Origin of the sequence: Kribbella sp. NPDC051936 (assembly GCF_040680955.1) — a bacterium.
GTDB lineage: Bacteria > Actinomycetota > Actinomycetes > Propionibacteriales > Kribbellaceae > Kribbella.
Genome location: NZ_JBFAXS010000017.1, coordinates 1 through 17,290 on the forward strand (window position 1 = coordinate 1; position 17,290 = coordinate 17,290).

Consider the following 17,290-nt stretch of genomic DNA (forward strand, 5'->3'; position numbering starts at 1 on the left):
CGAGTTCTGGTAACCGGTGCGACCGGGATGCTCGGCCGGGCCGTCGTGTCGGATCTGCTGACCAACGGGCACACCGTCGCCGCGATGAGTCGCCGTGTCCGTCGATGGCCGGAGGTCGAACCGGTACTCGCGGATCTCACCGAGGGAACCGGCCTGGATGCAGCCGTTGACGGCGTGCACGCCATCGTGCATCTGGCGTCGGCCCCGTATCAACGCGGATATACCGACGAGGTCGAGCTCAGCGGCACTCAGAGGCTCCTGACCGCCGCGGCGGCCGGCGGCGTGAAGCATGTCGTGTACACCTCGATCGTCGGCGCCAATCTCGTCCCGTGGGGATACTTCGGCACCAAGGTGCGAGCCGAGACCATCATCCGGCACTCGCCCGTGCCGTGGTCGATCATCCGCTCCACGCAGTTCCACGACTTCGTCGACCAGGCCATCGCCAAAATGTCCCGGCTGCCCCTGATGATCAGTGATCGCGGGGTGCTCGGCCAGCCGATCGATGTCCGAGACGTGGCCAAACGCATCACCCATCGCCTGCTCGACGGGCCTAGCGCCGAAGTCGAGGAGTGCGGCGGTCCCGAGATTCTGGGATTCGATCAGGTGATCCGGCAGTGGCAGGCGGTCCGCGGCACAGCCCAGCCGATCCTGCACGTCAGGATCCCAGGCAAACTGGGCAAGGGCTTCCGCAACGGCAGCGTCACAACCAACGAGCGGACCGGACACATCACCTGGAAGCAGTACCTCACGGAGAAGTACGGGCCTTCGACAAACAGGCAGACGGTCACGTAACGGCTGGAGACGACGAGCAGGCCGGCCAGGGCGCCGCAGGAGACCTCGCCGGCCGTGGCGTAGATGTCCGCCTTCACACGATGCCTCGAGTCGCTCGGTGTCCGGGTCGAGATGGGGGGCCAGGTAATCGGCGTGGTGCAGGATGTTGGCAAAGCCACGGCGACCGTCCGTGCGGCGGCTGGTGAGACCTAGACCAACGCCCACTATGTGCTCGGATGCGATGGCCCACACAGCACCGTGTGTGGGCCCGTCGGTCTGCCGTCCGAGAGCGCCCGCCCATGCACGCCTATGGTGCCGGCGAATCCGCGAGACCTTCGCCCGGCGGACGGCTCCGTTGGTGTCCACGCTCGACCAGTTGGTCGACTTGGTTGCACCAGTCTTCCAGCACTGTCTCACCGGGTGATTGCGTAGCATGTATCGGCCGTGCATCCTCCGGAGGGGTCTCAGCTACGGCGTTCGCCACGGCCTCGTACGTGAGGCGTCAGTACGGGCGGTCAGGACGAGACGGGCCTGACCACCCCTTTACCTGGTTGGGAACATCGTTATGGGTCGATGCGCTCGGTGATCTCCTCGGTTGCCCGGCTCACCAGGACCTCGCCCTGGATCCGTTCCTTCTCTGTGATGCCGTAGGTGGCGTTCAGTAAGTCCCGTACCTGGGTACTGACCTTCATCCCGCGTTCAGCTGCTTCCTTGTCGGAATACAGCACGATGGTCGTCGCAGTACCGTCGCCCGTGTCGATGGCGGTGTAGAGCAGGCTTCCGATCTGTGCGGGAATACGGTTGGCGAAGTCGGAGCTCACCGATTGCATGATCGACGCGACAGACTTTTCATTGGTCTCGTAGCGGTAGATGACAGCGTACATTCGCGACTCCTATCCGAGGATCTTTTCGAGTTCTTCCAGGGCGTTGACCGTTCTGACGATGCCGAGCTCGGCGGTGAACCGGATGGCGTCACGGATGTCGTCGTCCGGCACGCCGTCGTTCTGTGCGATCCGCACATGACGCTCGAACGTGCTCCCCAAGGTCTGGAAGCACACGTCAGTGGTCATCGCGACGAATGCCCGTTCGCGGATCGACAGCCGCTCCTCCGACCAGGATCTGCCGACGCGAGACATGACGAACCCTGTCAGCCACGCATCGGCGCTGGCCGGCGCCGAGTCGGGTTGTCCCGGCCGGCCGGCATCGACGGAGTCGAGCGCTGCGTCAGCTGGGACGTCGGTGTCCAGTCCCAGGTTCCTGACGATCTCGGGCAGCCTGCCGAGTGCGTCGGCGGCAGCTGGATAGCCCGAGTACGGTGCGACGAAGCGGATGACCGCCAGGACATCGGCGTACGGCACGCCATGCATCGTCGTCGCCGCCATCACGTGCATGCGGAACGCCATGCCTAGGTTGAGACGGCACACATCGTGGGCGAACAGTTGCAGGAACTTCTCACGGACGGAGGTGCCACTCAGCCCGAAGGTGCGCGACCCGGTCTCCAGGGCCATCTGCTCGAAGACCGGATCCACATCAGCGAGTGGACTGCTCGGGAGGTCGACCATAGTTCTCCTCTTCGTGGAAATAGTGCGCAGAACAAGGCGATTCGCCCGGGTTCTCGGTGCTGCTGAGACGGACAATAGATTGGGGCCTATGGCAAGGGGATCTGTCATCTGACCAGTACTGCTGGACGGAGAACGATCGACGGTTCTACGTTGAGTCGTGCCCAAGGTCAGTGCTGACTACAAAGCCGAGCAGCGTCTCCATCTGATCCGGGCCGCCGGCCGCCGCATAACTGACGTCGGCTTCCAGAAGCTGGTGATGCTGGATGTCGTCGAGGAGTCCGGGATGTCTTCCGGCGGCATCTACGGCTATTTTGCGAGCAAGGAGGAGCTCGTGGCCGCAGTCACCAAGGACGTCATGAGACAGCTAGAGGTCCTGCTGCGGCGAACTCTCACGAGTTCACCGAAGCCGACTGTGGACGCCCTGTTCGGCGCATTGCTGAATGAGGTGGAGGTTCTCGAGCAAGGCGGTACACGCGTATCCCAGCTGGCCGTGCACGTCTGGGCCGAGGCCACACATGACGAGGGAGTCCGCTCGTTGGTGATGGACAGCCTCCACACTGCCCGGAAGCTCTTAGCAGATGCAGTTCGCAAGGCGCGAAAGGATCGGATCGTAGACCGCACAGCCACGCCCGATGGCGTCGCCGACACCCTGCTCGGCTTGCTCATGGGGTACATGATGCAGCGGTGCGTGCTGGATGACGTATCGCCCAGCGGCCACCTTGCCGGCCTGCAGGCGTTGACCGGCACGGCGAAGGAGCGAGTCAGGCTCGGGCCTGCCTAGATACTGACGATCGCGGCGAGCACACAATGCCGCGCGGCTGCCGGCGGGAGCATCTCCAGAAGCTCGGCGAGCAACTCTCCGCGCAACGCGAAGGGAGAGACTGCGCGGCCGAGGTCGGTCAGCACCAGGGCCAGCTGATCGCGCGTCAGGAGTTCTCCCAAGGCGCTGACATTCCAGATGGAAAGTGGGGCCGGCGCACGAATCTGCAAGAGCGCCCCCTTGCCGGCGATCAGACCGACCGTCGAGATGCCGATGGCGGTCGGCAGGGCTTCGAGCACTCCCCCGACCTCGCGCTCCGGCACGACCACTGTTGCCCGATCCACGATCCCTTCGATGTTGTAGCCCATCGGCACGTCGATCCTTCGCGGAAACAGCCAGGCCCGGACGCCTTCCTGGCCGACGACCACCACGTCCATCGGCAGTCCGGTCCGCTGTGGCATCCATCCGTCGAGACGGTACGTCAAACCCGACTCCGGCAGTTCGGCTTCCACCGCGGCGCGTGCAGCACGTCGCCATCGCCATCCCTCGAGTCCGGATGGTTGAATCCTCCTCTGCATAGGTATCATCATACCTATTTGTGAAGCTATTAGAAGTCCACGTCCGACCAACGTCCCCGGCCACCGGCCGCCGGTCTGATGCCGGTCGATTGACGGATAGTTCGCGGCCGACGACCGACGTACTTTCTGATTGAACTGACGACCTTCGGAGGCCTGATGACCGTCAAGCGAACATCCTGCAATCTGTGCGAAGCGATCTGCGGTGTGCTCGTGACCGTCGAGAACGGCCGCGCCACCGATATCCGCGGTGACGAGTCTGACCTGCTGTCGAAGGGACACATCTGCCCCAAAGCTGTCGCTCTTCGCGACCTGCAGGAGGACCCGGATCGCCTGCAGCATCCGGTACGCCGGACCGCCGACGGCTGGGCCGAGATGAGCTGGCCCGATGCGATCGAGTTGGTCGCGACCACGTTGGCCGATGTTCAGCGCCAACACGGGAAAGATGCCATCGGCATCTACCAGGGCAATCCGAACGTGCACAGCCTCGGCGCACTGACGCACATGCCGGCATTCGTCGACCTGCTGTCGACTCGCAACAAATTCAGCGCCACCTCACTCGACCAGTTGCCCCACATGCTGGCGGCGCGCCTGCTGTACGGACACCAATACATGATCCCTGTGCCGGACATCGACCGGACGTCGTACCTGCTGATGCTCGGCGCCAACCCGCTCGCGTCCAACGGCAGCATCATGACAGCGCCCGGCATCGGCCGCCGGCTGCGCGCGATTCAGGCCAGGGGCGGCCGGGTCGTCGTGGTCGACCCCCGCCGGACCGAGACGGCAACTGTCGCTGATGAGCACCACTTCATCCGGGCCGGGACGGATGCCGCCTTCCTCCTCGCCCTGATTCATCAGGTGCTCGCCGGCGGCCAGACCAGGACCGCCGCGTATGTCGATGGCGTAGATGCGGTCCGCAACGCCGTGGCGGAATGGCATCCGGAACGAGCCGCAGCAGTGACCGGGATCGACGCCGAGGTCATCCGTCAGGTGGCGCGAGACTTCGCTGCCGCCGAGCGCGCCGCGTGCTACGGGCGGATCGGTGTCTCGACGCAGCGTTTCGGCGCGGTGTGCCAGTGGGCCATCCAGGTACTCAACATCCTGACCGGGAATCTGGACCGGCCTGGTGGAACCATGATTCCCAGACCCGCCGTCGACACACTGCGGGGCGCCGGGCCAGGTCACCTGGGCACCTACCACAGTCGTGTGCGAGGACTCCCGGAGTTCGGCGGTGAGCTGCCCTCGGCAACGATCGCCGACGAGATCCTGGCACCGGGCAACGGCCAGATCCGTGCGATGGTGACGATTGCCGGAAACCCGGTCCTGTCTACACCCAATGGGAAGCGTCTCGACGATGCCCTCCGCACTCTCGATTTCATGGTCGCGATCGACCCGTACATCAACGAGACGACGCGCCACGCCGATGTCATCCTGCCGCCTACGCCGCTGTTCGAACGGGAGCATTACGACCTTCTGTTCCACCAGTTCGCGGTCCGGAACACGGCCAGGTGGAACGATGCAGTGCTACCGAAGCCTGACGACGCGCGCCACGACTGGGAGATCTTCCGCGACCTCGGTCGGGTCTATGCCCGGAAAGCGAAGCTGCGGAAGACCGTGCGGATCATGATGGTTCTCGGTGCCCTGCGGCTGACGCCTCGGCGAATCGTCGACATCGGCCTGCGGATCGGCCCTTACCGTCTCAGTGTCCGCAGGCTGGGCAAGCAGCCAGGCGGCATCGATCTCGGTGCCCTCGCACCGTCGCTGCCCAGACGTCTGCGTACCCACTCCAAGCGGATCGATCTGGCGCCCAGACTGTTCCTCGACGAACTCCCGCTGGTCCGATCGCACCTCTTCGAGCATCGTCGCGATCAAGGTCTGGTGCTGGTCGGCCGGCGCCATCTCCGCAGCAACAACTCCTGGATGCACAACTCGGCGCGGCTGGTGAAAGGCCGGGCACGGCATCAGCTGCTCATGAACCCCCGCGACCTTGAGGAGCGCGGCCTCAACGACGGCCACCGGGTCCGGGTCTCCTCGGCCGTCGGCGCAGTCGACGTCGAGGTGGTCGCCACCGATGACATCATGCCGGGCGTCGTCAGCCTTCCTCACGGCTTCGGTCATGCCCGCCCGGGCGTTCGCCTCACGGTGGCGACGAAGGTGCCTGGCGAGAGTGCCAACGACCTCACCGATCCGGGTCTCTTCGATGAACTGGCCGGCACGGCCGTCCTCAACGGAGTTCCCGTAACCGTGACGGCCGCCACCCAGGTGGAAGGCGGTACGCCGTGATGCCCGGGCAAGCATCGCAGGCAGTACTTCCACGCAACGGTTCATCTCGCCGGCGGAGGTGGCGCCGCCCCAGGCGGTGCTGCCGCTCTCACCTTGGACATCCTGGTTTGGTCTTGATCAAACCTCCCCCGGCGGACGGTTCAGCACGATGGCGGCCAATGCGGGCGGCTCGCCAAGCCCCGGGGCCCGCCGCAGGACGTCGCCTCGACCATCACGAAGGTGCTCGACGCCAAGCGTCCACGAACTCGTTACCTGACCGGTCGGCACCGGCGCTGCTCGCTTCGATCGCGCTGCTGCTGGCGCCGATCCAAGACAGCATCCTGGCTAAGCTGCCTGGCATCACGAACAATCCGTCCGCTGAGTCGACGCAGGATCGATGGCGAAGGTGAACCGCAATGTCACTTGATCCACAGGTGGAGACAATGCGTGCCGCGCGTGCGGCCGCCAACGCACCGCAGTTGTACACCCAGACGGTGGCCGAAGCACGCATCGCCGATCTGGAGTCGGTCCGGGCCGCTGCCGGGAACCCAGAACCGGTCCACGAGGTGATCGACCGCACTGTGCCCGGTCCAGGGGGTGAACTGCCCGTGCGGATCTATCGGCCGGCCGGTGACGCGCCCTTCCCCACCCTCATCTACTTCTTCGGAGGTGGCTGGACGCTAGGCAGCATCGACACCGCGGACGGCATCGCCCGACGGCTCGCCAACGCGGCTCCGTGCCAGGTGATCACGGTCGGCTATCGGCTCGCTCCTGAGCACAAGTTCCCCGTCGCCGTGCACGACTGCCATGCCGCGGCTCGGTGGATCGGCGAGCACTCCAAAGAGGTCATGGCCGACCCGAAACGGATCGCGGTCGGAGGCGACAGTGCGGGGGCCAACCTGGCGGCGGCTGTCACCCACCTCGCACGGGAGGAGGGTCCTTCGCTGGCAGCTCAGTTGCTGGTGTACCCGAACACGATGTACGGCTCAGACACACCTTCGATGCGACGCGGCAACGACCCGCACCTGTTCAACAAGACCTCTGTCGACTGGTACTGGCAGCATTACCTGGCCGATCCGGCCGACGGCCTGCATCCCCTTGCTTCGCCTCTCCTTGCCAGTGATTTCGCCGGATTGCCGCCCGCTCTGGTGATCACCGCCGAGTTCGACCCGTTGAGGGACGAAGGTGAGATGTATGCGGACAAGTTGTCCGACGCCTCGGTGCCGACGAAGCAAATTCGGTACGACGGTATGGTGCACGGGTTCTTTGCGATGCATGGGATTCTCCAGGGGGGAGCCCAGGCGATCGTCGATGCCGCGAACTTCCTCAACCAGGCGTTCAGTCACACCGATTGACGCCTCTGCAGGCCGGCACTGTCAGCACCATCAAGCTCATACCGCCGCCGAAGTGCCATGAGCGGCCGATCAGCGCCGGCCGGCGCCTGAGATGAACTCGCCGGAGCGGGCGTCGACAGGGGCACCGTCCTCACTGACAACCTCACCGCGCAGCAACGTCCGCACGACTCGCCCCTGGACCGTCCTTCCCTCGAACGGCGTCCAGCCGGCCTTCGACAGCACATCCTCGTTGCGAACCGTGCGAGTCGGCGACGGGTCGAAGAAGACGATGTCCGCGTCGAATCCGGGTGCGATGCCGCCCTTCCTGGGCCAGAGGCCGTAGAGCCTCGCGGGTACCTCGGCGTACAACCTGGCAACGTCTTCGTAGGCGAGCCGGCCCCTCACCGCGGCGTCGAGCAGCAGTGGCATCGTCGTATCCAGCCCCGGCAGACCGAAGTGCACATCCCAGATGTCACCGCTCGTCTTCTGGTCGGCCGTCGACGGTGCGTGGTCGGAGGATACATGCGTGATCCGCCCGTCCCGCAATTGCTGCCATTGCTCCGCCTCGTCCGCGGCTGTCCGGTTGCGCGCCGGTGGCGTGAACTTGCGGAACGGGCCGTGCTCGTGGATTTCGTTCTCGCGCAGCAACAGGTACTGCGGGCACGTCTCCGCGAACAGGCCGGCGCCCCGCGCCCGCTCGGCGCTGAGGTACTCCGCGACCTCGGCGTGACTAACATGAGCGATGCAGGCCTTGGCACCGGTACGACGTACGAGGAGAGCGGTCACCGCCGCCGCCACAACCTCGGCGTCGCGATCGCGCCACTCCAGGACCAGGCCCGGATCGTGGCGATCGGCCGCACGCAACAGCGACTCGGCTGAGGCGGTGAGCGATTCGTCCTCGCAGTGAATCAGGCTGACGGCTCCTATGTCCGCGGTCGTACGAAGGTGACGTCGCAGGGCCGCTACGTCATGTCCGGGGACTCCGTGGGTGGTGCAGGTAAAGACCTTGAAGAAGGCGATTCCCGCCTGCCAAAGCCGGACCTTCGCGGACTCGTCACCCGGCCAGGCGTGCGCCGCAAGCGCGAAATCGACGTTGGATCTTCCGCCCAGGTGGTCGAGCTTCGCTTCCAGATCGTTGACAGTCCGGACCGGATGCCCGTGTGAATGCTCGATGACCGTCGTAGTGCCTGCGCACGCGGCAGCCCTCGTTCCGCTCGGGAAGTCCTCCCGATCGGTGCTGCCGGGATCCATCAGGTGCACGTGGCTGTCGACGCCTCCAGGCAGGAGCACCAGGCCGCCGGCGTCGACGAACCGGCGGGCCTCGAGCACGCCTGGTGGTCCGATCCGGTCAATCCGCCCGCCCGAGATAGCAACATCGAGACGCTGTTGCCCGCGTGACGTGACGACGCTGCCGCCGCTGATGACGAGGTCCGCTGCCATCTCGCGTCAGATCCTGAAGCGGTCGACTGCGGACTGGGACAGGCTGATCCCAAATCCGGGTTGGTCAGGCAGTGCGATGCAGCCGTCCACGAGTTCTACCGGTTTGTCCATGAGCGGCTGCCACCACGGCTGGTACTCCTGCCAGACAACGTTTGGGCAAGCCGCAGCCAGCGATGCGGAGTGCTCCATGAAAAGGTGCGGTGTAACCGGCAGCCCGTAGGCCTCGGCCACATGGGCGACCTTGAGCCACTCGGTGACACCGCCCATCCGCATCAGATCGGGCATCAGATAGTCGGTCGACCGGCGCTGTACCAGGGTCAGCAGCTCGTCCTTGAAGTACTGCGATTCGCCGGTGCATAAAGGCATTGGGAGCCTGGCCGTTGCGGCGGTGTAGTCGTCGACCAGATCGTGGCGCATCGGCTCCTCCAGCCACAGCAGGTCGAACGGTGCGAGCCGGTCCGCCATCCGGATGGTCTGCTTGAGGGTCCATGCCTGGTTGGCGTCGACCATGAGCTTGATGTCCGGACCGATCGCTGCCCGCACCGCGGCCACACGAGCTACATCCTCGTCCTCGTCGGGTAGGCCGGCGCGCATCTTCACAGCCTTGAAACCGGCGGCTGCCAGCTCTGCGGCTTCGGTAGCCAACTCGTCGCGAGACCGGTCCAGCCACAGCCCTTGACTCGCATACGCCTCGACTTGATCGCGATGCGCGCCCAGGAGTCGATGGATCGGTCGGCCGGCGGCCTGGCCGACGATGTCCCAGCACGCGGTGTCCAGGGCGGACATCGCCAGGGCAGCGACGCCGCGGCGACCGACGAATCCGACCGCATTGCTCATTCGCTGCCAGTTCCGCCCGGTCAGTTCGGCGTCCTCCCCCACGATCAGCTCAGCAAGGTCCTGGACCATGCGGATGACAGACGCGACCCTTCCTCGGCCGAAGGCGAAGCTCCAGCCGACGCCCTCGTGTCCCCCGTCCGTCCGGACCCGGACCAAGGCCGTATCGATCGCAGGGATCGGGAAAGCAGCCGTCACCAGGGGTCGCTCCAGCGGGATGGACAGGAAATCCGTGGCGACCTCAGCGATCCGGGTAGCGGCAACCATGCGACAGCACCTCTCGAGAGTAGTAACATCAATACGTATGGCGATACCTAAATATTGCACAGCCTCACAGGCGCTGTCATCTGCGGCAAGCAGGGCGACGTGGATAGGCTGACCGAAACGTATGCAGGTACTGAAAGGATCGTTCGATGTCGCTGCGGCACGCACTGCTGGCGCTTCTGACTGCGGAGCCGATGACCGGCTACGAGCTGGTCAAGTACTTCGACGGCAGCGTCGCGTACGTCTGGAACGCGCCGCACAGCCAGATCTACCCCGAGCTGCGCCGGATGGAGAGCGAGGGCCTGCTCGAGGTGGCAGAGGTCCCGCGCGGCCAGCGCGCGACAAAGCGGGTCTACGCGGTGAAGGAGGAAGGACTCGAGGAGCTACGCCGCTGGTCCAACGAACTGGCGGTGCATCCACCGGAACGTGACCAGTACCGGCTCCGCGCCGCCCACTTCGAGTTCGCCACGTACGAGGCTGCGCGGCGACAGCTGCAGGAGCATCTCAACTTCTACACCAGAGCACTGCACGACTGGGAGCAGATGGTCAGCGACGTCGAGACGCGCCAGGTCCCGCTACTGATCAAGCGGCTCGCCGATCGTCCGAGCAGCGAGCACGAGGCGATCGTGGCCTTCCGGAGATTCGCGTTCCGGGGCGAGGTCGCCAAGGCGAAGTGCGAGATCGCGTGGGCGGAAGAAGGCTTGGCGCTGCTCGATGACATGGAGCGTCGTGGAGTTGCACTCTGGGGCACGGCAGCACCGGCGCTCACCGGCAAGAGCCGTCGCAGGAAGCCGGCGCCAAGCTGATCTCAACCGCCTGCCCTTGGGGCGGGGTCATCGCGCTGCATCCGTGCCTCGACCGCGGAGGAAGGCGCGGATGCGGTCGGGCGTGAGCGGCGTCGCCGGCAGCTCGGCCGTTCCGATGCCGAGGGCATCGGCTACGGCGTTCGCTACAGCAGCGGGCGTTCCGACCATCCCGGACTCACCACCGCCCTTGATGCCGAGCGGGTTGGCCGAGGTCGGCTTCTCCATCACCACGGTCTCGATCCTGGGCAGCTCTCCCGATGTCGGCAACAGGTAGTCCGCGAACGACGTCGACAGCGGCTGACCCTGCTCGTCGTACATCAGCTCTTCCAGCAGCACGCTGCCGATGCCCTGAGCGGCGGCGCCGGCGAGCTGGCCGTGGAGAAGGGCAGGATTGATCGCCCGGCCGACATCGTGGAGCACCAGATGGCGCAGAACCTTGACCCGGCCGGTGGAAGTCTCGACGGCCACCAGGCAGAGCGCTCCCCCGAACGAGAAGCTCGGAAGTGGCTTGTCGAATCGGCCTCGCGCCGGTCCCAGCTTGTGCAGCGCAAGCGTCCTGCCATCCGGGCCGACGACCGAACCGTCGATGATGCGCACGTCGTCGATCGAGGCGCCCAGCTCCAGACTCGCCTGGCCGAGCAACTGCTCGGCCGCCAGGACGATGGCATTGCCGGCGAGCACGGTCGAACGGCTCGCGAACGAGCCGAAGCCCTGCGGCACGCCGTCGGTGTCTCTCAGGTCGATCGTGATCGCTTCCATCGGCATCCCGAGCGCGTCCGCCGCGATCTGCGACAACACAGTCTCCACGCCCTGCCCGAGCGATCCGACACCGACATGGACGACAATCCCGTCGGAGGTCGTTGTGATCACGGCCTCCTCGAACGGCCCGATGCCGCCGACTTCCACAAACGTCGCCATGCCGATCCCGACGGCCTCGCCCCGTGCCCGGCGTGCGGCGCGCTCCGCCTTGAGCTCCGCATAGTCGGCCCGATCCAGGAGCATCTCCAAGCCTGCCCGAAAGTCTCCGCTCTCGTACCTGATCGGCGCCACCGCCGTCGAGTCGGGCGTTAGCGAGAACTCGAAAGGCATCGCCGCAGCGGGGATGAGATTGCGTCGCCGTAATTCCGCCGGATCGAGATCCAGTTCCGCGGCAACACGATCGAGGAGGCGTTCGCGAACGTAGGTCGCCTCGGTCATTCCCGGACCGCGGAAGGTTCCGACCGGCGTCTTGTTGGTGAGAACGCCCGTTGAGGTCACTGCGAAGGCTTCCCAGCGATACGGTCCGGCGATGTGCAGAGCCGGCAGGAGCTCGGGCAGGATGCCCTGGGACCGGACATAGCCCCCGTGGTCGCACCACGCCCGGTCCCGGAAGGCGAGCAGCCGCCCGTCCTTGGTCGCCGCGATTTCCAGTTCGTGAATCTGCTCCCTGGCGTGATTCGTGGCGACGAAATGCTCGGATCGGTCCTCGATCCATTTCACCGGCCGTCCGAGCCGGAGCGCGAGGAAGGCCACCAGGAAGTCCTCGGGGTACGGCTCACCCCGGACCCCGAACCCACCGCCGACCGCGACCTCGACCATGCGCAGCCGCGCCTCATCGATGCCGAGCATCCCAGCCAACGCCTGCCGGGTGAAGTGCTTGACCTTGGCTGCACCCCATATGGTCAGAACGCCTGTCGCGGGGTCGGGCTCGCCGATCAGTCCGCGCGTCTCCAGCGGCACCGCGGTCGACCGGTGCACCGCGATCGTCTCGCGCACCACGACATCGGCCTGGGCGAACAACGCATCTGCTTCACCGTGGACGAGATGGATCGTGCTGACGGTGTTCCGGCCGTACGCGGTGTCGATGATCGGTGCGTCGGGAGCCAGCGCGCTCTGGATCGTGACGACAGGGTCCAGATCCTCGATATCGACCTCCACCAGCTCCGCGGCGTCTTCAGCCAGGTACGCGTCCTCGGCCACCACCACAGCGATCGGTTCCCCGACGTAGCGCACCACTCCGCGGGCCAACGGCGGCTGCAGCACCTGGTTCGCCTCCGGCGACTCGAACAGCGGAAGCCGGATCGGGATCCGCACGTCGGGCAGATCCTCGGCGGTGATCACCGCAAGTACGCCGGGGACGGCCAGCGCCTCACCGACGTCGATGCTGATGATCGTGCCGTGCGCGACGTTGCTCCGGACGACTCGGGCGGACACCTCGTTCCCGAACGCGAGATCAGCCACGTACTGCGCTGCTCCGGTCAGCAAGAGATCGTTGCCCCGTCGCCCGATCGAACGACCGATCAGTCGCTCGTGTCCCGCCTCCCTCATGACTTCTCCCTCAACCGTCGCAGCGCGCGATCGACGAGCACCTCAATCAGTTCACGACGGAACTCACCACTGGCGCGCGCGTCGCCGGCAGGGTCGCACCCCTCCATCGCCAGGCGCGCCGCAGCGGCGATGTCCGCCGTGGACAGGTCCGACCCCTCGAGCGCCGACTCCGCCGCGCGGACGCGAACTGGAACCGGGCCGACGGCCCCAATGGCGATCCGCAGATCGCGGACGACGCCGTCCCTGAACGTCCCCGCCACGGCAGTCATGGCGAAGGCGAAATCGCCGTGCCGTGTGCTGAACTCGTCGAAGACCGAACGGCGTGCGGTGTCCGCTGGACGGAACCTGACACCGACAACCATCTCGTTGGGCTCGAGAACCGTCATGAACGGTCCGTACAGGAAGTCCTCGACTGGGACCTCTCGATCACCGTCGACCGATCGGACCAACAAGTCGGCACCCAGGGCCATGGCCACTACCGGCAGCTCCGCCGCAGGATCGGCATGGGCGAGGCTGCCTCCGATGGTCCCTCGGACCCTGATCGGATAGTGCCCGATCAGGGCGGCCGCTTCGGTCAGGGCCTGCCATCGCGACGGCAGGCCGACATGGCTCTCTAGCTTCGCATGGGTAACCAACGCGCCAACGGTCAACCCGTCGTCGTCTTCTCGAAGTCCGTCGAGGCCCTCGAGGCGGCCAATGTCGACCAGGTGGGTGGGTCGTGCCAACCGGTAGGCCAGCAGCGGGACCAGGCTCTGGCCGCCGGCGAGCAGCTTCGCATCCTCGCCGGCGTCGTCGAGCATCTCGAGCGCCTCATCGAGTTCCCTCGCACGGGCATAGGCGAACGGCGGCGTCTTCATCTCGCCGCCGGCCCGTCGGATCCGCACCACTCGGCACCGACCTGTTCGGCCGGTTCAGGCGTGTTGCTGGGTCGCGTGTTGCACAGCAATTCCTGCTGAGCCGCCAGCACCGCACGCAGGATCGGTTCTCCGCCGGTACATCTACAGACGTTCGCCGTGAGACGTTCGGCGATCTTCTCCCGGTCAGCGGCGGGGTCTCGGCGCAGGATGCCTGTGGCGAGCATCAGGAAACCCGGGGTGCAGAAGCCGCATTGCAGCGCGCCACCGGCATCGAACAACCGTTGCAACGGACTGAGGTCATGATCGGTCACAAGACCTTCGACGGTCTCGACGGACCGGCCGTCGGCCTGGACAGCCAGCATGAGGCAGGATCGGACCGGCGAGCCGTCCAGCAACACCGTGCAGGATCCGCAGACGCCGTGCTCGCAACCGAGATGTGTGCCTGTCAGGCCTTCACCCCGGAGCGAGTCCGCGAGCGTACGACGCCCCGACGTCTCCAAGGAGACCGTCGCTCCATTCAGTTCGACCGAGACCACGACCGATTCATCCGGCTCGAGCCAGCGGTCGAGCGTGCTCCGCGATTCACTTCCCATGGTGCATCCTTCTCTCGTTGTCAGGCCTGCGGCCGTCGCTGTGGCGCTGCGATCCCGTCAGCCTGAGAGTTGCTCGAACGCGTCCCCGATCGCATCTAGCGACAGCCCGGCCCCGAGCGCGACAGCCAGCAGCACCCGCGCCTTCAGCGGATCCAGCGCGCCGGCCGTGATCAAGCCCCGACTCAGTAGATCGCGCTCCGATCCCGCGAACCCGTAGGTACGTCGACCGCCCTCGCCGGCGCCGGTTCGTGACGCCAGTACGACGGGGATTCGCTCCGCCAGCCAGGTCAACGCGTCCAGCATCGTCACCGGGACATGCCCGACTCCGAATCCGGCGATGACCGCACCGGCGTACCCCAGATCCGGCAGCGCACGGACTGTGCGCCCGTCGTCGCCCATCAGCGCCGTCACCAGTGCCACAGGTGGCACCTCAGCATCGGGTGTCAACTCGACGCTCCAGCACCCGCGGACCTTCACCGGCAGCCGAACCCTGCCCTCGATCACCCACCCGACGGGACCGCAGGTCGGCGATTCGAAGGCCGACGGGCGCGTTGTGTGCCGCTTGCTGACGAATCGCGCGGCGTGGACCTCCCCGTTCATGACCACCAGGACCCCCGCGCCCCGCGAGCGTTTCGAGGTGGCCACATCGATCGCGTCCATCAGATTCGCCGGGCCGTCCGCCCCCAAGAGCCCTGGATGCCGCATCGCGCCCGTGACGACGACCGGCTGCTCCGTAGCCCCCAACAGGTCGAGTGCGAAAGCCGTCTCCTCGATCGTGTCCGTACCTTGAGTGACAACGACGCCGTCGACTCCCGACGCGAACAGCTCGTCGATCCGCCCACGCAGTTCTCGGAGATCGCTCCACCCCAACTGTGCGCCCGGCAGCTTGCGGAATGTGCTCGCCCGAAGCCGCAGACGATCGCCGACATCCGGCAGCATCCCAGTCAGCTGGGCGCCTTCCAACTCCGGTCGGGCGCCGGCGTCTCCCCGCGCTGTCATCGCAATCGTGCCCCCGAGGGCGATGACCTCGACGCTCGACACGTGACCGGCTTGCCTACCCATACCCACCTCCTTGATCGCCCCGCGGCCGTCGGTCCAGACGCGCGATGCCTACCTTGACGACGCGTTCCACCTTAGAGTATCCAGATAGGTATCACTATACCTAAATTGCTACGGCGCGATCATCCTTGCTCTCGCGAGACGCGCCGAGAGGAGCTCCCATGATCTGTTGGCCTGTTCCCGCGATTCCGGAGATGGGTGAGCGCCAGCCCGGCTTCCTCGCCCCCAACCTGAGCCCGGTCGGCCTACGCCTCGTCCCGCAGGAACTGGCGAAAGGCGTCTACGCGCTGATGGCCAATCAGCTCCCTAAGGACAACAACGGACTGATCGTCGGCGAGAAGGCCGCGCTCGTGGTGGATGCCGGGATCACGCCAGGGGTCGGCCGGCACCTGCAGGAAGTCGTCCGTCAGATCACCGACGTGCCGGTGCGATATCTCGCCAACACGACGTTCCACGGCGACCACACGTTCGGCAACATCGCGTTCCCCGACGACGTCGCGATCGTCTCTTCACGACTCAACAAGGCGTCGATGACGGATCTGGAGACGGAGAAGGAGTACCGCGGCGAGAGCATGTACGGCGATCCGGGGATGGAGGAGGTCACGCACTGGCGCGAGCCGGACATCGTCTTCGACCGGTTCTGCGAGATCGATCTCGGCGGACGCGTTGTCCATCTGTGGCACTTCGGCACCGGCAACGGTTCGGGCGACACGATCGTGCATGTGCCGGACGCAAAGGTCGCCTGGGCCGGCAACTTCCTCCGGCACGCCGGTATGCCGCCGATGCTGCTGGTCGGCGATCCCGTCGGCTACACCCGATCGCTCCGGGCGATGAAGGCGACTATCGAACTCGATCAGTTCGTCCCCGGACACGGTCCCCTGAGCGAGGCCGAGCCGTCGGTGAGCTGGATGCTCGCCTACCTCGAGGAGATGGTCGCGACCGTCGACCAGCGACGTCGGCAGGGCGTCGGACTCGACGAAATGCTGAGGGAGCACCATGCGCTTCGCAACCCACTGACCCTGCCTCCGGAGATTCCCGGCGCGGAGCGCTTCCCGGCGCTGATGCAGTCGCTGCATCAGTTGAACGTGTTGCTGACCTACCGGTACCTGGACACGACGGCGCCGTGATCCTGCCTCGTCCTCGACATCTGTGGTTTCACCCAACCGACCTCGAGAAGGAACCCACATGCAGATCGCGAACAGCTTCAAGGTGCCCGTGCCCGTCGACCAGGCATGGGGGGTGCTGCTGGACATCGAGCGAGTCGCGCCCTGTATGCCAGGTGCCAGTCTCGACTCGGTGGACGGATCCGAGTTCACCGGACGCGTCAAGGTCAAGGTTGGTCCGGTCAACCTGACGTACAAGGGCCGCGCGGCGATCCGATCGAAGGACGAGGACAGCCGTACCGCCGTCATCGCCGGCAAGGGACGCGATGCCCGCGGCAACGGAACGGCCGAGGCGACCGTCACGATGCATCTCGAACCGGACGGCGGCGAGACCCGGGTCGAGCTCCTGACCGACCTGGACATCACGGGCCGCCCCGCGCAACTCGGCCGCAGCGTCATGACGGACGTCGGCGATCGAATCATCGCCCAGTTCGCCTCCGCGTTGGCAGCCGAGCTGGCCGAGCCCGGTGCGACGGTGGACGCCGTACCAGCCGCACCATCGACACCGCAGACACCCGAGACGCAGCCGAGACCGCATCCTGTGGCCCCACGGCCGCGGACCGAACCCGAGGCCATCAACCTTCTCCAACTGACCGGGAAGTCGGCCTTGCGCCAATTCGCAAATCTGCTGCGGACGGCCATCGCCCGCCTGTGTCGGCGATCCGCTCGCCAGCACTGAAGGCGCTTGTCTACAGGGGGCGGC

16 protein-coding genes are annotated in these 17,290 nt (G+C 66.0%); 7 read left to right on the top strand and 9 right to left on the bottom strand.

The genetic code is table 11. The features are described 5' to 3' along the window. A partial coding sequence (locus AB0L64_RS39975) for an NAD(P)H-binding protein (RefSeq protein ID WP_363718187.1) occupies window positions 1-792 on the top strand: 792 nt, incomplete at its 5' end. 542 nt (window positions 793-1,334) lie between these two features. Here the strand turns inward: AB0L64_RS39975 and AB0L64_RS39980 are convergent. Together AB0L64_RS39980 and AB0L64_RS39985 are read right to left on the bottom strand one after the other, a co-directional pair. After that, window positions 1,335-1,655 (bottom strand): hypothetical protein, encoded by a 321-nt coding sequence (locus AB0L64_RS39980; protein ID WP_363718188.1) that lies wholly within the window; start codon window positions 1,653-1,655, stop codon window positions 1,335-1,337. Window positions 1,656-1,664: 9 nt separating this feature from the next. Continuing rightward, on the bottom strand, window positions 1,665-2,300 hold the full coding sequence (locus tag AB0L64_RS39985) for a hypothetical protein (protein ID WP_363718189.1): 636 nt from the start codon (window positions 2,298-2,300) through the stop codon (window positions 1,665-1,667). Window positions 2,301-2,490: 190 nt separating this feature from the next. Between AB0L64_RS39985 and AB0L64_RS39990 the strand changes: the two genes are divergently transcribed. After that, window positions 2,491-3,114, top strand: coding sequence for a TetR/AcrR family transcriptional regulator (locus AB0L64_RS39990; protein ID WP_363718190.1), 624 nt, complete (start codon window positions 2,491-2,493; stop codon window positions 3,112-3,114). On the opposite strand, the gene AB0L64_RS39995 is transcribed toward AB0L64_RS39990, so the two are convergent. Beyond that, window positions 3,111-3,605: a hypothetical protein gene (locus tag AB0L64_RS39995; RefSeq protein ID WP_363718191.1), complete on the bottom strand. Its 495-nt coding sequence runs from the start codon at window positions 3,603-3,605 to the stop codon at window positions 3,111-3,113. The two genes, AB0L64_RS39990 and AB0L64_RS39995, sit on opposite strands and share 4 nt — an antisense overlap. Window positions 3,606-3,827: 222 nt before the next feature. On the opposite strand from AB0L64_RS39995, the gene AB0L64_RS40000 reads away from it, so the two are divergent. Continuing rightward, on the top strand, window positions 3,828-5,951 hold the full coding sequence (locus AB0L64_RS40000; RefSeq protein ID WP_363718192.1) for a molybdopterin-dependent oxidoreductase: 2,124 nt from the start codon (window positions 3,828-3,830) through the stop codon (window positions 5,949-5,951). A 422-nt stretch (window positions 5,952-6,373) separates the two neighbouring features. Continuing rightward, window positions 6,374-7,285, top strand: a complete 912-nt coding sequence (locus AB0L64_RS40005) for an alpha/beta hydrolase (RefSeq protein ID WP_363718193.1) — start codon at window positions 6,374-6,376, stop codon at window positions 7,283-7,285. Between the two features lie 69 nt (window positions 7,286-7,354). Here the strand turns inward: AB0L64_RS40005 and AB0L64_RS40010 are convergent, their stop codons facing one another. Together AB0L64_RS40010 and AB0L64_RS40015 are read right to left on the bottom strand one after the other, a co-directional pair. After that, complete coding sequence (locus tag AB0L64_RS40010; protein ID WP_363718194.1) at window positions 7,355-8,704, bottom strand: dihydroorotase family protein; 1,350 nt, start codon at window positions 8,702-8,704, stop codon at window positions 7,355-7,357. A gap of 6 nt (window positions 8,705-8,710) precedes the next feature. Continuing rightward, window positions 8,711-9,805 carry a mandelate racemase/muconate lactonizing enzyme family protein gene (locus tag AB0L64_RS40015; RefSeq protein ID WP_363718195.1) on the bottom strand — a complete coding sequence of 365 codons (1,095 nt, stop codon included), beginning with the start codon at window positions 9,803-9,805 and terminating at the stop codon, window positions 8,711-8,713. A 146-nt stretch (window positions 9,806-9,951) separates the two neighbouring features. Between AB0L64_RS40015 and AB0L64_RS40020 the strand changes: the two genes are divergently transcribed. After that, on the top strand, window positions 9,952-10,608 hold the full coding sequence (locus AB0L64_RS40020) for a PadR family transcriptional regulator (RefSeq protein WP_359933948.1): 657 nt from the start codon (window positions 9,952-9,954) through the stop codon (window positions 10,606-10,608). Window positions 10,609-10,635: 27 nt separating this feature from the next. On the opposite strand, the gene AB0L64_RS40025 is transcribed toward AB0L64_RS40020, so the two are convergent. From AB0L64_RS40025 to AB0L64_RS40040, 4 genes are read right to left on the bottom strand one after another with little or no spacing between them, the layout of a single operon-like run. After that, window positions 10,636-12,915 carry a xanthine dehydrogenase family protein molybdopterin-binding subunit gene (locus tag AB0L64_RS40025; protein WP_363718196.1) on the bottom strand — a complete coding sequence of 760 codons (2,280 nt, stop codon included), beginning with the start codon at window positions 12,913-12,915 and terminating at the stop codon, window positions 10,636-10,638. Further along, window positions 12,912-13,799 (bottom strand): xanthine dehydrogenase family protein subunit M, encoded by an 888-nt coding sequence (locus tag AB0L64_RS40030; RefSeq protein WP_363718197.1) that lies wholly within the window; start codon window positions 13,797-13,799, stop codon window positions 12,912-12,914. Before AB0L64_RS40030 ends, AB0L64_RS40025 begins: the two co-directional genes overlap by 4 nt. Further along, window positions 13,769-14,365 carry a (2Fe-2S)-binding protein gene (locus AB0L64_RS40035; RefSeq protein ID WP_363718198.1) on the bottom strand — a complete coding sequence of 199 codons (597 nt, stop codon included), beginning with the start codon at window positions 14,363-14,365 and terminating at the stop codon, window positions 13,769-13,771. The genes AB0L64_RS40030 and AB0L64_RS40035 overlap by 31 nt, the downstream gene beginning before the upstream one ends. A gap of 57 nt (window positions 14,366-14,422) precedes the next feature. Further along, window positions 14,423-15,427, bottom strand: a complete 1,005-nt coding sequence (locus AB0L64_RS40040; RefSeq protein WP_363718199.1) for an asparaginase — start codon at window positions 15,425-15,427, stop codon at window positions 14,423-14,425. 158 nt (window positions 15,428-15,585) lie between these two features. On the opposite strand from AB0L64_RS40040, the gene AB0L64_RS40045 reads away from it, so the two are divergent. Both AB0L64_RS40045 and AB0L64_RS40050 read left to right on the top strand, forming a co-directional pair. Continuing rightward, complete coding sequence (locus AB0L64_RS40045) at window positions 15,586-16,551, top strand: MBL fold metallo-hydrolase (RefSeq protein WP_363718200.1); 966 nt, start codon at window positions 15,586-15,588, stop codon at window positions 16,549-16,551. Window positions 16,552-16,609: 58 nt separating this feature from the next. Further along, window positions 16,610-17,266, top strand: coding sequence for an SRPBCC family protein (locus AB0L64_RS40050; protein WP_363718201.1), 657 nt, complete (start codon window positions 16,610-16,612; stop codon window positions 17,264-17,266). Window positions 17,267-17,290 lie beyond the last annotated feature (24 nt).

Bases quoted from the DNA above. Each gene is read 5' to 3' on its own strand.
- AB0L64_RS40025 (WP_363718196.1), bottom strand. From the start codon at position 12,915: ATGAGGGAGGCGGGACACGAGCGACTGATCGGTCGTTCGATCGGGCGA.
- AB0L64_RS40040 (WP_363718199.1), bottom strand. From the start codon at position 15,427: ATGGGTAGGCAAGCCGGTCACGTGTCGAGCGTCGAGGTCATCGCCCTC.
- AB0L64_RS40050 (WP_363718201.1), top strand. From the start codon at position 16,610: ATGCAGATCGCGAACAGCTTCAAGGTGCCCGTGCCCGTCGACCAGGCA.
- AB0L64_RS39980 (WP_363718188.1), bottom strand. From the start codon at position 1,655: ATGTACGCTGTCATCTACCGCTACGAGACCAATGAAAAGTCTGTCGCG.
- AB0L64_RS40015 (WP_363718195.1), bottom strand. From the start codon at position 9,805: ATGGTTGCCGCTACCCGGATCGCTGAGGTCGCCACGGATTTCCTGTCC.
- AB0L64_RS40045 (WP_363718200.1), top strand. From the start codon at position 15,586: ATGATCTGTTGGCCTGTTCCCGCGATTCCGGAGATGGGTGAGCGCCAG.
- AB0L64_RS40000 (WP_363718192.1), top strand. From the start codon at position 3,828: ATGACCGTCAAGCGAACATCCTGCAATCTGTGCGAAGCGATCTGCGGT.
- AB0L64_RS40035 (WP_363718198.1), bottom strand. From the start codon at position 14,365: ATGGGAAGTGAATCGCGGAGCACGCTCGACCGCTGGCTCGAGCCGGAT.
- AB0L64_RS40020 (WP_359933948.1), top strand. From the start codon at position 9,952: ATGTCGCTGCGGCACGCACTGCTGGCGCTTCTGACTGCGGAGCCGATG.
- AB0L64_RS40010 (WP_363718194.1), bottom strand. From the start codon at position 8,704: ATGGCAGCGGACCTCGTCATCAGCGGCGGCAGCGTCGTCACGTCACGC.
- AB0L64_RS40005 (WP_363718193.1), top strand. From the start codon at position 6,374: ATGCGTGCCGCGCGTGCGGCCGCCAACGCACCGCAGTTGTACACCCAG.